General features: G+C 52.7%; 11 protein-coding genes. 9 read left to right on the forward strand and 2 right to left on the reverse strand.

What is annotated here, in order from left to right:
* Positions 1-7 precede the first annotated feature (7 nt).
* Together RFF05_RS05325 and RFF05_RS05330 are read right to left on the reverse strand one after the other, a co-directional pair.
* Positions 8-1210, reverse strand: a complete 1203-nt coding sequence (locus RFF05_RS05325; protein ID WP_409969344.1) for a vWA domain-containing protein — start codon at positions 1208-1210, stop codon at positions 8-10.
* A gap of 1 nt (position 1211) precedes the next feature.
* Complete coding sequence (locus RFF05_RS05330) at positions 1212-2036, reverse strand: AAA family ATPase (RefSeq protein ID WP_409969345.1); 825 nt, start codon at positions 2034-2036, stop codon at positions 1212-1214.
* A 308-nt stretch (positions 2037-2344) separates the two neighbouring features.
* Between RFF05_RS05330 and purE the strand changes: the two genes are divergently transcribed.
* The 9 genes from purE (at position 2345) to RFF05_RS05375 (ending at position 14914) form a co-directional block, all read left to right on the forward strand.
* Positions 2345-2839, forward strand: coding sequence for a 5-(carboxyamino)imidazole ribonucleotide mutase (gene purE / locus RFF05_RS05335; protein WP_409969346.1), 495 nt, complete (start codon positions 2345-2347; stop codon positions 2837-2839).
* A 227-nt stretch (positions 2840-3066) separates the two neighbouring features.
* Complete coding sequence (purC, locus tag RFF05_RS05340; RefSeq protein WP_409969347.1) at positions 3067-3783, forward strand: phosphoribosylaminoimidazolesuccinocarboxamide synthase; 717 nt, start codon at positions 3067-3069, stop codon at positions 3781-3783.
* A complete protein-coding gene (gene purF / locus RFF05_RS05345) occupies positions 3776-5278 on the forward strand; it encodes an amidophosphoribosyltransferase (RefSeq protein WP_409969348.1) in 1503 nt (500 codons plus the stop codon). Before purC ends, purF begins: the two co-directional genes overlap by 8 nt.
* The gene (gene purM / locus RFF05_RS05350) at positions 5278-6315 is read left to right on the forward strand and encodes a phosphoribosylformylglycinamidine cyclo-ligase (protein ID WP_409969349.1); all 1038 of its coding nucleotides are present in this window, start codon (positions 5278-5280) and stop codon (positions 6313-6315) included. Before purF ends, purM begins: the two co-directional genes overlap by 1 nt.
* Positions 6309-6923 (forward strand): phosphoribosylglycinamide formyltransferase, encoded by a 615-nt coding sequence (purN, locus tag RFF05_RS05355; protein WP_409969350.1) that lies wholly within the window; start codon positions 6309-6311, stop codon positions 6921-6923. Before purM ends, purN begins: the two co-directional genes overlap by 7 nt.
* Positions 6924-6926: 3 nt before the next feature.
* Positions 6927-8099, forward strand: coding sequence for a phosphoribosylaminoimidazolecarboxamide formyltransferase (locus RFF05_RS05360; RefSeq protein ID WP_409969351.1), 1173 nt, complete (start codon positions 6927-6929; stop codon positions 8097-8099).
* A gap of 134 nt (positions 8100-8233) precedes the next feature.
* On the forward strand, positions 8234-9508 hold the full coding sequence (gene purD, locus RFF05_RS05365; RefSeq protein ID WP_409969352.1) for a phosphoribosylamine--glycine ligase: 1275 nt from the start codon (positions 8234-8236) through the stop codon (positions 9506-9508).
* A 3-nt stretch (positions 9509-9511) separates the two neighbouring features.
* The gene (locus tag RFF05_RS05370; protein ID WP_409969353.1) at positions 9512-13192 is read left to right on the forward strand and encodes a phosphoribosylformylglycinamidine synthase; all 3681 of its coding nucleotides are present in this window, start codon (positions 9512-9514) and stop codon (positions 13190-13192) included.
* Positions 13193-13402: 210 nt separating this feature from the next.
* Complete coding sequence (locus RFF05_RS05375; protein WP_409969354.1) at positions 13403-14914, forward strand: IMP dehydrogenase; 1512 nt, start codon at positions 13403-13405, stop codon at positions 14912-14914.
* The last annotated feature ends 60 nt before the right edge of the window (positions 14915-14974 follow it).

The following is a 14974-nucleotide window of genomic DNA, read 5'->3' on the forward strand; positions in this document are numbered from 1 at the left end:
CTCCTTTTTAAACTGTCGCCATCAATCGCTTTAAGGCTTTATCTAGCCCTTCTAGGCTCAGAGGGTACATCTCCACCTCTTGGCGAAGAATACTGATGGAGCGTGCCCCACGGCTGTACATCCACGCCTCTTCACTGACTGGGTTGAGCCAGACCATATGGGGGAATTTGGCGCGAATACGACGCACCCACTCTATGCCAGACTCCTGATTGTAGTGGTAATAATCCAAACAGCCCCCTACATTCAGCAACTCCGAAGGTGCCATAGACCCATCCCCCACCACAATCACCTTCCAGTCCGAGGACAGATTGTTCAGCACGTATTGGGTGTCTACGCTTTGCTCGTACCAGCAATGGGGTGTTGTGTGTAAATGGTCATACCAACAATTGTGGAAGTAATACGTGCGCAATTGCTTGAAGTGATTCGACTGGTTGGCGGCGGCAAAGAGTTGGTTGCACATTTGGGCATACCGCCACATCGAACCGCCTGAATCGAACAGCAACAATAGCTTCACATCATTGGTGCGTGGGCGGTCAAACTCCAGTTTTAAATAGCCACCGTTGTCGCAAGTGGCTTGGATGGATTTTTCCAATTGCAATTCATCTTTGGGCCCTTCGTTGCGGCTAGAAAGTTGGCGCAAACGGCGAAAGGCCATTTGAAATTGGCGCAATCCCAAGGTGGTGTCTTCACGGAAATCTTGATACTTCCGCTCTGCCGCCACCTGCACTGCGCTTTGGTGGCCACTAGCATCCCCTCCAATGCGAATACCGTTGGGGTTGTAGCCACCGTGGCCATACAGCGACGTGCCACCCGTGCCAATCCAGTGGTTGCCACCGTCGTGGCGCTCATGCTGGTCTTTGAGCCGCTGCTCCATCATCCGACGGATTTCATCTAAATCCATCCCAGCAAATTGTGCATCCACGGCGGCCTTGTCATATTCCCTTTGTGCCATGGGGGTGTTGAGCCAGTCTAAAAATGCTTGGGGCAAGGTTTCAAAGGATTGGATGTCTTTGAAATAGGTGAAAAAAGCACGGTCGAACTTGTCAAACTCTGCCTCAGATTTCACCAGTGTGCAACGGCACAGATGGTAAAATCCTGTCAAGGTGGCATCGTGGAGCCCTAGAGACATCCCCTCCATCAGAGCCATCCACTGCCCCATGGACACCTGCATCCCAGCATCTCTTAAAAAATAGAAAAAACCTGTAAACACATTATAATCCTCTGCCACGCATGAGCAAATCGCCAATGCGGTTCAAATCTTCGGTTTTCTTCAGCAGTACCCCTGCAAAGGGCAGGGTGGCTTTGATATCCTTGGGGTCAATACCCCCAATTTCTAGCGCTTGCACCCAATCGATTAACTCCGACGTGCTGGGCTTTTTTTGCAGACTTTGACGGTCACGGAGGATATAGAATGCCTCCATGGCCTGTGCCAAAAGCCGCTTGTCTAGGTCAGGATGGTGGGCACGGACAATCTCTTCCATCATCTCAGGCTTGGGAAAATCGATATAATGGAAAATACAGCGGCGCAAAAAGGCGTCAGGCAATTCCTTTTCTGCGTTGGAGGTGATAATGACAATGGGACGGCTTTTGGCTTTCACCGTCTCCTTGGTCTCGGGAATATAAAACTCCATGCGGTCTAGTTCCCACAGCAAATCATTGGGAAATTCCAAATCGGCCTTATCAATTTCATCGATGAGGAGCACCACTTGCTTGTCACTGCGGAAGGCTTCCCCCATTTTGCCAAGCTTAATATACTTACCAATATCGCTGACCCCATCCCCACCAAATTGGCTGTCATAGAGCCGTGCCACCGTGTCGTAGACGTAAAGGCCATCTTGGGCTTTGGTGGTAGATTTCACGTTCCAGATAAATAGTTCCATATCCAGCTGATCCGCCACGGCCTGTGCCAGCATGGTTTTACCCGTGCCAGGTTCCCCTTTGACCAGCAAAGGCTTTTTCAGCGCCCGCGCCACCTCCACACTGCGCATCAAACCCTCTGATGCGATATACGTTTCGTTGCTTTGAAATGCTTTCATACTGCCTCCCAATCGTTGGATCAACACGTTTTAATTATGTCGTACTCATTATATATGGTGTCCTGTTAAAAAGCAAGGATTGTCTGGTTTGTATCAATGTTTTTCACTTTTACAGCCTAAAACGGTAACGTATGCGTTTAATATTTGATATAAGCAGTACTTCTAAACACAAAGGTACACTATAAATTTTGCTGTATTCTGTACGGTTTGCCCATTGTCTAAAAAGGGAAAATGGAGTAGAATATATACGGCCTCAAATTCGAGGTATTACCTTTTAATGTAAACAGGATTACAAGGAGACTAGAAAATTGAAGAAAATTGCCATTTTGATGGGTAGCGACAGCGATTTACCCATCGTACGCCCTGCCATCGACACTTTGAAAGCACTGGGCATTCCCTGCGAAGCCCATGTTATGTCTGCCCACCGCACCCCCGAAGCTGTACAAGTGTTCACTTCTAGCGCACGTGACAATGGTTTTGGTGCCATTATCTGCGCCGCTGGCAAGGCCGCTCACTTAGCTGGCGCTGTGGCCGCACAAACCACCCTGCCTGTCATCGGTATCCCTGTCAAATCCTCCACTTTAGATGGGCTGGACGCCCTGCTTGCCACCGTGCAAATGCCTTCTGGTATGCCCGTTGCCACTGTGGCCATCGACGGCAGCGAAAATGCTGCCTTGTTGGCCGCCCAAATGCTATCCATCTGCGATGAAGACATCGCCGCCGCCTTGAACAAGCGTCGCATCGACATGAAAGCCGCCATCGCCAAAAAAGACGCAAATTTGCAAGCATTATTGGCGGAATAAATTCCACCAAACTAAAAGCTAAAGGTGAATAGTGAAAAACTATCCGCCACACCCCAGGGTGCCTTCTCTTGCCCGATGGGCAATTCACCTTGACGGGCGGGGAGGAGACGATAGCTTTTCACTCTTAGTTCTTAGCTCTTAGTTTTTATCACCGCACCCTTTATGTAGGGAACGGTCTTGACCGTTCCGCATCTTAAACATACATTTTAGAAAAGAGGACTCTCATCATGGAAAAGTTAGCTCAAATTTACGAAGGCAAGGCCAAAAAGGTCTATGCTACTGACGACGATACTCTGTGCATTGTAGATTATAAAGACGACGCCACCGCTTTCAACGGCGAGAAAAAAGGCACCATTGTTGGCAAAGGTGTCATCAACAACCAAATGACCAACCGCCTGATGGCAAAGATGGAAGCCGCTGGCATCCCCACTCACTTTGTCAAGGAATTGAGTGAGCGTGAAACTCTGGTGAAAAAGGTCACCATCGTGCCTCTGGAAGTGATCATCCGCAACATCTCCGCTGGCTCTTTCGCCAAGCGTTACGGTGTGAACGAAGGCATTGTGTTCTCTGCTCCCACCTTTGAATTCTCTTATAAAAACGACGATTTGGGCGACCCCCTGTTGAACGATGAACACGCTTTGGCACTGGGCATCACCAACGAAGCAGAAATCGCACAAATCCGCAAATATGCCTACGCTGTCAACGATGTTTTGAAGGCTTTCTGGTCTTCTTGTGGCGTGACCTTGGTTGACTTTAAGCTGGAATTCGGCAAAACCACCGACGGCACCATCGTGCTGGCTGACGAAATCTCCCCCGACACCTGCCGTCTGTGGGACACCGCCACTGGCGAAAAACTAGACAAAGACCGTTTCCGCCGTGATATGGGTGGTGTTGAAGACGCTTACAGCGAAATCATGCGCCGATTGGTGGAACACGATGCATAAAAACAACGCAGAATGCGAATCTAACTTCGCTATTTTGCCAGAACGCCACCTTCATGAAGAATGTGGCGTCTTTGGTGTGTATAGCCCTAAAACCACAGACGTGGGCTCTCTGGCTTATTATGCTCTTTATGCCCTGCAACACCGTGGGCAAGAAAGCTGTGGCATTGTGGTCAACGACGACGGTGTGCACACCGCTCACCGTGATGTGGGCTTGGTGAATGAAGTCTTCCCTGCCAGTCGTTTGGCTGAGTTAGGCACTGGTAATATTTCCGTTGGTCACGTGCGCTATGGCACCACTGGCAACGACAACAAGCGCAACGTCCAACCCATTTTGGTGAACCATCACAAAGGCCGTATGGCGCTGGCCCACAATGGCAACTTGACCAACTGTCACGAGCTCCGTGACCAACTAGAAAAAAGCGGCTCCATTTTCCACACCACCTCTGATACGGAAGTCATCTCTTATATTTTGGTGCAAAAGCGCCTTCAAACCCCTTCCATTGAAGACGCCCTCTGCGAAACCATGAACGTGATTGAGGGTGCCTACTCTCTGGTCATGACCTCTCCTTCCAAGCTGATTGCCGCCCGTGACCCCCACGGCTTCCGTCCCTTATGTATGGGGCACCTCAGCGATGGCAGTGTGGTATTCGCCAGCGAAAGCTGTGCCCTCGATGCCATTGGTGCTCAATTTGACCGTGACATCGAGCCCGGCGAAATCGTGGTGGTTGACAAACACGGCATCCGCTCCATCACCACCCATTGTGGTCAAAAAGAGCGGAAACTCTGCGTCTTTGAATTCATTTATTTTGCCCGTCCTGACTCTGTCATCGACGGTTCTAGCGTGCAAATCGCCCGTCAACGAGCCGGCGCCTTTTTGGCGTTAGACCACCCTGTGCAAGCCGACATTGTCATCGGTGTGCCTGACTCTGGACTGGATGCCGCCCTTGGCTATTCTCGCCAATCTGGCATCCCCTACGGCATTGGCTTCATTAAAAACAAGTACATCGGCCGTACCTTCATCTCCCCCACCCAAACCATGCGGGAAAATGAAGTCAACATCAAGCTCAACGCCATCCGCTCTGTGGTGGCAGGCAAGCGTGTCATTTTGGTGGACGACTCCATCGTCCGTGGCACCACGTCTAAGCGTTTTGTAGATTTGATGCGCAATGCTGGCGCCAGTGAAATTCACCTGCGTATCAGCGCCCCTCCCTTCGTGGCTCCTTGCTACTACGGCACCGACATTGACGACCCTGCAAAACTCATCGCCAACAACCACAGCGTGGAGGAAATCGCCAAGCTGCTCGGGGTTGACACCTTGGGCTATTTGAGCCTAAACGACGTGGTAAAACTGGCAGACCAAACAGCCAAAGGCTTTTGCACTGCCTGCTTCGGCGGCGGCTATCCCACCGCCATTCCCCAAGGGGGCAAAGATCGCTTTGAAAGCAAAATTCACGAAAAAATTGGCGACAACGCCACTGATAAGGAGACCAACTAATGGCTAGTTTTTCTGAGCGTTACAAATCTGCTGGCGTAGACATTGAAGCTGGCTACGAAGGGGTTAAACAAATGGGCAAACACGTGGCTCGCACCAAAATCGACGGTGTGGTCTCTGGTTTGGGCGGCTTCGGCGGCCTGTTTGCTCCCAATATTTCTGGCATGAGCGAACCTATTTTGGTTTCTGGCACCGACGGTGTAGGCACCAAACTCCGCCTTGCCATTTTGATGGACAAGCACGACACCGTGGGCATCGACTGCGTGGCCATGTGCGTCAACGACATCATCTGCTGTGGCGCAAAGCCCCTGTTTTTCCTTGATTATATCGCATTGGGCAAGAATATCCCCGAAAAAGTGGCAACGCTGGTCTCTGGCATTGCCGAAGGGTGCGTCCAATCTGGGTGCGCTCTGGTGGGCGGTGAAACCGCTGAAATGCCCGGTATGTACCAAGCCGAGGACTACGATTTGGCTGGCTTTGCTGTGGGTATGGTGGACAAGCCCAAAATGGTAGACACCTCCACCATCACCGCTGGCGATGTGATGATTGCCCTGCCTTCCTCTGGTCTGCACTCCAACGGGTTCTCTCTTGTCCGCAAGATTTTAGACGTTGAAAACGCTGATTTGAAGGCTTATAACGACCATCTGGGTATGTCTCTGGGGGAAGCCCTGTTGACCCCCACTAAGATTTACGTCAAGCCTGTGCTGGCTTGCATGGACGCTGTCACTGTCAAGGGCGTGAGCCACATCACTGGCGGTGGGTTCTTTGAAAACATCCCCCGTGCTCTGCCCAAGGGTTTATGCGCCAAGATTGACGTGGCTTCTTTGCAAATCCCCCCCATTTTCACTTTGCTGGCCAAAGAAGGGGACATCCCCCAAGCGGAATGCTTCAACACCTTCAACATGGGTGTGGGCATGACCTTGACCGTTAACAAAGCTGACGCTGATGCCGCCATTGCCGCCCTGAAGGCAGAAGGCTGTGACGCTTACATCTGCGGTGAAGTCATCGCAAACGATGAAGCACAGGTCGTCCTATGCTAAAGAAAACCCGTGTCGCTGTTTTCGTTTCTGGAGGCGGTTCTAATTTAGAAGCCTTGCTCCAATCTGAAGTTTCTGGTGGTATGCCTTTTGGCGAGATTGCGTTGGTGGTCTCAAACACCCAAGGGGCATACGCCTTGGAACGTGCCAACAACCACGGCGTGGAGGGTGTTTGCATCCCCAGCCGTGGCAACTCTGGCTTTGAAGAGGAACTTCAAGCCTTGCTGATGGCACGTCATATTGATATTATAGTGTTGGCTGGGTTCTTGGCCATTTTATCTGCCGACTTTGTGGGCAAATGGCCTGAGCGCATCATCAACATTCACCCCTCCCTCATTCCCAGCTTTTGTGGCAAAGGCTTTTATGGCTTGAAAGTCCACGAAGCTGCCCTAGAACGGGGTGTAACGCTAACAGGTGCCACGGTGCATCTGGTGAATGAAATTCCCGACGGTGGACGAATTTTACTGCAAAAGGCAGTGGAAATCCGCCCCGATGACACAGCAAAAACCCTGCAACAACGAGTGATGGAGCAAGCCGAATGGGTGCTCTTACCCCAAGCCACAGCCCAGCTGTGCCAAGAATTGAGTGAAAAACTTTCCGAAGGAGTGTAACCCATGTTAGAACTGAAATATGGCTGTAACCCCAATCAAAAACCTGCCAGCGTGTCCATGCAGGACGGCAGCGATTTACCCTTCACCGTCTTAAACGGTCGCCCCGGTTATATCAACTTACTGGATGCCTTCAACGCATGGCAACTGGTGCAAGAATTGAAAGCTGCCACAGGTCACTGTGCCGCCGCCTCTTTTAAGCACGTCTCCCCTGCTGGGGTGGCGCTGGGCTATCCTTTGACCGACGTGGAACGTGCCATCTATTTTGTGGACGGCATCGCTGAACTATCTCCCATGGCTTGCGCTTATATCCGCGCCCGTGGCGCTGATAGACTGTGCTCCTACGGCGATTGGGTGGCTCTGTCTGACACCTGCGACGCTGACACCGCACGCTATTTGCAAGGGGAAGTGTCTGACGGCATCATTGCCCCCGATTATACCCCAGAAGCACTGGAAATCCTGAAAACCAAGAAAAAAGGCGGCTACAATGTGGTGGCAATGGACGTTTCTTATGTTCCCACTGCTGTGGAAACTAAGGACGTCTTTGGCATTACCTTCACCCAAGGTCACAACGATTTTGCCATCAACAAAGCCTTGCTTGAAAACCGCCCCACCGACAACAAAACCATCACTGACGCCACTGCTCTTGACATGATTGTGGCGCTGATTACCTTGAAATATACCCAATCAAACTCTGTGTGCTACGTGAAAAACGGCCAAGCCATCGGCATTGGCGCTGGGCAACAAAGCCGCATCCACTGCACCCGTTTGGCTGGCTCCAAAGCCGATTTCTGGCACCTACGTCAACATCCTGCGGTGCTAGCACTGCCCTTCGTCGACGGTATTCGTCGCCCCGACCGTGACAATGCCATCGACATTTTCTTAGGGGATGAAGTGGATGATTTGTTGGCAGAAGGCACTTGGCAACAAACCTTCACCACCAAGCCCACCCCTCTCACCACTGCCGAGAAAAAGGCATGGATTGCACAATTGACCGACGTCACCGTTGGTAGTGATGCCTTCTTCCCCTTTGGTGACAATGTGGAACGCGCCAGAAAATCTGGTGCCACTGCCATTGTCCAACCCGGCGGCTCTATCCGCGATGACCATGTGATTGCCATGGCAAACAAGTACAACATGGTCATGGCGTTTACAGGTATGCGGCTGTTCCACCACTAAATTATCCCCCCTCCCCATCGTAGGGCAGGGGCTTGCCCCTGCCGTCCAGTGTGCCTCCATTGTTGGTGCGTACCTCATTGCGGCGGGGTCAAGACCCCGCCCTACGGTGTTGTGGGGCCGAAAGGACTTTCAATATGAACATTCTAGTCATCGGTGGTGGCGGTCGTGAACACGCCATCATCTGCAAATTAAAAGAAAATCCCACCGTCACCACCATCTATGCCGCACCTGGCAATGGTGGCATTGCCAAAGATGCCATCTGCATCGACTGCAAGGCCACTGACATCGACACCATTGTGTCCTTCGCCACTGCCAACAGCATCGATTTTGCCGTGGTGGCACCTGATGACCCCTTGGCTATGGGTTGCGTTGACCGCTTGGAAGCCGCTGGCATTCCTGCCTTTGGCCCCACCGCCGCCGCCGCGCGCATTGAAGCCAGCAAGGCCTTTTCCAAGGATTTGATGGCAAAATATGCCATCCCCACCGCTACCTATCAGGTGTTCACCGACGTGGAACAAGCCTGCGCTTACCTCTCCACCGCCACCCACCCCATTGTCATCAAAGCCGATGGCTTGGCTCTGGGCAAAGGGGTGGTCATCAGCCAAAACGTGTCTGAATCCTTAGACGCTGTCCGTGGCATGATGGAGGACAAAGCCTTCGGCACCGCTGGCAACACCGTGGTCATTGAAGAATTCCTCACTGGCCCTGAGGTGTCTGTGTTGGCCTTCACCGATGGCAACGTTGTGATGCCCATGGTCTCTTCCATGGATCATAAGCGTGCATGGGATGGCGACAAAGGCCTCAACACTGGCGGTATGGGCACCATTGCCCCCAACCCCTATTACACCGACGACATTGCCGCGGTCTGCATGGAAACCATTTTCCTACCCACCATCAAAGCCATGGTGGCAGAGGGTTGCCCCTTCAAAGGCTGTCTCTATTTTGGCTTAATGCTCACCCCCAATGGCCCTAAGGTCATTGAATACAACTGCCGTTTTGGCGACCCAGAAACCCAAGTGGTGTTGCCTTTGTTGCAAACCGATTTGCTGACCATTATGCAAGCCGTCCGCAATGAAACTCTGGGCGAAGTCCACATTTCTTGGAAAGACGAAAGCGCCGCTTGCGTCATCATGGCCTCTGGCGGTTACCCTGCCAAGTACGCCTCTGGGAAAGAGATTTTAATACCCCCCACTTTTGATGAAAACGTCACTGTGTTCCATGCTGGCACCAAAATGGTGGACGGCACTTTGGTCACCGCTGGTGGGCGTGTCCTTGGGGTCACAGCCACTGCTCCCACCTTAGCCCAAGCCATTGACAAGGCTTACTATTCCACCGATTTCATTCATTTTGAGGATGCCCATCTGCGCCACGACATTGGCCAGACGGCATTGAAAGCCTTGGAGGTTTAAACCATGGTTGAAAGAATTTACGTTGAAAAAAAATCTGCTCTGCGCCACCAAGCGGAGAGCCTGTTGCAGGAACTGCAAACCATTTTGGGCGTCACAGCCCTCAGCGATTTGCGCCTGATTAACCGCTATGATGTGGAAGGTCTGGCCGATAGTGCCTTCTCTCGCGCCGTCACCACCGTGCTCTCTGAGCCACAATTAGACGACGTGTACACCCTTTTGCCTGACGCTGGGGATGCTGTGTTTGCCGTGGAATATCTGCCAGGTCAGTTTGACCAACGAGCCGACTCTGCCGCCCAGTGCATCCAATTGATGACCCAAGGGGAGCGCCCTTTGGTGCGCTCTGCCGTGGTGTACCTGCTGTTCGGTGACTTGACCGTTGCAGAATTGAACGCCATCCGCGACTATGTGATTAACCCTGTGGAAGCCCGCGAAGCCTCTTTGGACACCGTCACCACCTTGGTGATGGAAACAGAAGCTCCACAACCACCCATGGTACTCACTGGCTTCACCGACTTGGATGAAGCAGGTTTGACTGGTCTTATCAGCGAATTTGGTCTGGCCATGGACAGCGCTGACTTGCTGTGTTGCCGTGACTATTTCCGCACCGAACACCGCAACCCCACCATCACCGAACTGCGGTTATTGGACACCTATTGGTCTGACCACTGCCGTCACACCACCTTTGGCACACATTTAAATACCATCACCATCGAAGATGCCCGTGTGCAAAAAGCTTATGACCGCTATCTTGCCATCCGCAAGGAAACAGGTCGAGACGCTCGCCCTGTCACCTTGATGGACATGGGTACCGTGGGCGCAAAATATCTGAAACAAACTGGCAACCTGCCTGCCATTGACGAGTCGGAAGAAATCAACGCTTGCACCGTAAAAATCGACGTTGACCAAGATGGCGAGATGAAGCCTTGGCTGTTGCTGTTCAAAAATGAAACCCACAACCACCCCACTGAAATCGAGCCCTTCGGCGGTGCCGCCACCTGCATCGGTGGTGCCATCCGTGACCCTCTGGCTGGTCGTGGGTACGTGTACCAAGCCATGCGTGTGACTGGTGCCGCTGACCCTCGCACCTCTTTGGAAGACACCATTGCTGGCAAGCTGCCCCAACGTAAAATCGTACAATCCGCCGCCCAAGGCTACAGCTCTTACGGCAACCAAATTGGCCTTGCCACTGGCTTGGTGGATGAAATTTACCACGCTGGTTACGCCGCCAAGCGGATGGAAATCGGCGCTGTTGTGGGCGCTGTGCCTGCTGACTATGTCCGCCGTGAAATCCCAGAAGCAGGGGACGTGGTGATTTTGGTAGGCGGTCGCACTGGTCGTGACGGCTGTGGCGGTGCCACTGGTTCTTCTAAGAGCCACGATGCCCAATCCGTTGCCACCTGCTCTGCAGAAGTGCAAAAAGGCAACGCGCCTGAAGAACGCAAACTCCAACGGCTGTTCCGCAATGGCGAAGCCATGAGTCTCATCAAGCGTTGCAACGACTTTGGCGCTGGCGGTGTGTCTGTGGCTGTGGGCGAATTGTCCGAGTCTCTGGCCATCAACTTAAATGCCGTGCCCAAAAAATACGACGGTTTGGACGCCACCGAACTGGCTATCTCCGAGTCTCAAGAACGGATGGCCGTGGTGGTAGAAGCCAAGGATGCAGCGCGGTTCATCGCTCTGTCTAACGCTGAAAACCTAGAAGCCACCTTGGTTGCCGAGGTCACCGACACAGGTCGCATGACCATGGACTGGAACGGCCAACGTGTGGCTGATTTGTCCCGTGCCTTCTTAGACACCAACGGTGCGTTCAAAGAAGCCACCGTGTCTATCCCTGTTGCCACCGCTGAAAAAACCATCCACATGGGCGGTTTTGTGGAAACCTTGACCCAACAAGCTGGCGATTTGCGTCACTGCTCTCGGTTTGGTCTGGCACAACGGTTCGACGCCACCATCGGCGCTGGCTCTGTGGTGATGCCCTTCGGTGGCAAGCACCAAAAAACCCCCACCCAATCCATGGTGGCAAAGTTGCCTGTGTTGGGCTGTGAAACCACCACTTGCTCCATTATGGCCTGGGGTGGCGACCCCCACATGGCAGTGTCCGACCCCTATGGTGCCGCTTATTTGGCAGTGGTAGACTCTGTGGCAAAAGTCATTGCCGCAGGTGGTCACCGTGAGAAGTGTTGGCTCAGCTTCCAAGAATATTTCCCCCGTCTAGGCAACGATGCCAGCCGTTGGGGCTTGCCTGTTGCCGCCGTTTTGGGCGCATTGGATGCACAGCTTGACTTGAAAGTCGCCGCCATCGGTGGCAAAGACTCCATGTCTGGCTCCTTCAACGACTTGGACGTGCCTCCCACTTTGGTGTCCTTCGCTGTCAGCGTGGGCAACACCAACGCCATCCTGTCTAACGAGTTTAAAACCGTGGGCAACAACGTGATTTTGGTGCAACCCAAGTCTCAAAACCCCACTGATATTTGCGATACCCTCAACGCCATGGAAACCGCCCTTGCCACTGGCAAAGTGGTCTCCTCCACGGTGGTGGACGCAGGTGGCATCGCCATCTCCGTGCTGAAATCCGCCATGGGCAACGGCTACGGCTTCTCCTACAGTGTGGACACCCAAGCTGGCGATTTGTTTGAAGCCATGCCTTGTAGCTTCTTGTTGGAAGTCACTGGCGATATCGGCATGGGCACCGTGCTGGGCACCATCACCGCAGGTGGGTTCCTCTCTTGCGGTTGCGAAACCGTGGCAGTCAGCGACTTGACCGCCATTTATGATGGCGTGTTGGAGTCTGTGTACCCCACCCAAACCCCTTGTGCCAAGATTGAAGTGCCCTCCCCAAGCTTTGTTGCTTCTTCCTATCCTGCGCCTAAGATTGGCATCGCCAAGCCCAAGGTTTTGATTCCTGTCTTCCCCGGCACCAACTGCGAATTTGACAGTGCAAGAGCCGTGGAACGTGCTGGTTTGACCCCTGAAATCATGGTCATTGGCAACCGTACCAGCAGCGACATTGTGGCCTCTGCTGAGCGCTTTGTAAAGTTGGCGCAAGACAGCCAAATCATCTTCCTGCCCGGTGGCTTCTCTGGTGGTGACGAGCCCGATGGCTCTGCCAAATTCATCACTGCCTTCTTCCGCAACCAAGCCGTCACCGATGTGACTATGGACTTGCTGAAAAACCGTGATGGCCTGATGCTGGGCATTTGCAACGGCTTCCAAGCGTTGGTGAAGCTGGGTCTGGTGCCCTATGGCGAAATCATGGACACCGATGACACCTGCCCCACCTTGAGCCACAACATCATCGGTCGCCACCAATCTGGCATCGTGTCCACCCGCATCGCCTCCAACAAGTCTCCATGGCTGTCCATGACCCAAACTGGCGACGTGTACACTGTGCCCATTTCCCACGGGGAAGGCCGTTTCTTATGCGATGAAGCTTTGTGCGCAAAACTGGCTGAAAACGGTCAAATTGCCACCCAATACGTGGATTTCGCAGGCAATCCTACCTTGGATATTGCCCACAATCCCAACGGCTCCATCTGGGCCATCGAAGGCATCACCTCCCCCGATGGTCGTGTGTTGGGCAAAATGGGTCACAGCGAACGCATTGGCCCCAACCTGTATCAAAATGTCATGGGCGACTACGACATGAAGCTGTTCCAATCTGCAAAAAAATACTTTGCAATTTGATAAAAATTTGGTATACTATAGTTTAATATAAAATTGCATTTTAAAGAGGATTGTTCCATGCCTGAAAACGGGCGACCAAAGGTCGACCCTACAGGGATGTTGCAATTCAGGGATAGATACGGTTATATGGATTTGTATCGTAGGGGCGACCTGTGGTCGCCCGTATCCTTTGCACAGTGCAATGAAAAACTTGAAAAGTGAGGTATTTTTATGGCCTTTTTCTATTCTGAACCCTCTCGCACATTTAGTGAGTACCTGTTGGTGCCCGGTTATTCTGATGAAACCTGCATCCCTGCCAACGTGTCTTTGAAAACCCCTGTGGTGAAATTCCGCCGTGGGGAAGAGCCCTCTCTCACCATGAATATCCCCATGGTCAGTGCTGTGATGCAGTCTGTTTCTGGGGAAGAAATGGGCGTTGGTCTGGCTCGTGAAGGCGGTATTGCCTTCATTTTCGTGTCTCAATCCATCGAATCCCAAGCCGAAATGGTGCGCAAGGTGAAAAACCGCAAGGCTGGCTTCGTGTTCAGCGACACCAACCTGTCCATCACCGCCACCTTGGCGGACGTGCTGGCTTTGAAAGAAAAATCTGGTCACTCCACCATGCCTGTCACCGACGATGGCACTGGCAACGGCAAGCTGTTGGGCTTGGTCACCAGCCGTGACTACCGTGTCAGCCGTATGGATGTTACCACCCCTGTGGTGGACTTTATGACCCCCATCGAAAAGCTGATTTACGCCCCAGAAGGCACCTCTTTGAAAGAGGCCAATAACATCATCTGGGATGAAAAATTAAACGCTCTGCCCATCGTGTCTAAAGAGGGCAATCTGGTGTCCTTCGTCTTCCGCAAGGACTACGACTCTCACAAGGGCAACCCCTTGGAACTCCTAGACAGCCAAAAACGCTATGTGGTTGGCGCCGGCATCAACACCCGTGACTATCAAGAACGCGTGCCTGCACTGGTGGAAGCTGGTGTGGACGTGATGGTCATCGACTCCTCTGAAGGCTTCTCTGCATGGCAAGGCAAGACCATCGCTTGGATTCGCGAAACCTACGGCGACACCGTGAAGGTGGGCGCAGGCAACGTGGTAGACGGTGACGGCTTCCGCTATTTGGCTGACGCAGGTGCTGACTTCGTGAAAATTGGCATCGGCGGCGGCTCCATCTGCATCACCCGTGAAACCAAGGGCATTGGCCGCGGACAAGCCACCTCTGTCATTGACGTGGCAAAGGCCCGTGACGAATACTTTGCAGAAACTGGCGTTTATGTCCCCATCTGCGCCGACGGTGGCATTGTGCAAGACTATCACCTGACCTTGGCTTTGGCCATGGGTGCTGACTTTGCTATGCTGGGTCGTTACTTCTCTCGTTTCGACGAAAGCCCCACCTCCAAAGTGCTGGTGGGTGGCAACTACATGAAAGAATACTGGGGCGAAGGCTCTGCCCGTGCCCGTAACTGGGAACGCTACGACATGGGTGGCGAGAAAAAGCTGAGCTTTGAAGAAGGGGTAGACTCCTACGTGCCCTACGCTGGCGCATTGTCTGATGGTGTGTCCACCACCCTGTCTAAAATCCGCTCTGCCCTGTGCAACTGTGGTGCTTTGTCCATTGAAGAAATTCGTGAAAAAGCACGCATCACCTTGGTGTCCTCTGTGTCCATCGTAGAAGGTGGTGCCCACGACGTGATGCTCAAAGACGCAGGCACCAGCAATTCCCAAGCGTAAGAAATTCATAAAAATATAGCGTAGGGAATGGTCTTGACCATTCCGCTCCCGAGGGTAGTG

The organism is Bengtsoniella intestinalis (assembly GCF_039719005.1).
Classification (GTDB): Bacteria; Bacillota; Clostridia; order Oscillospirales; family Oscillospiraceae; genus Oscillibacter; species Oscillibacter intestinalis.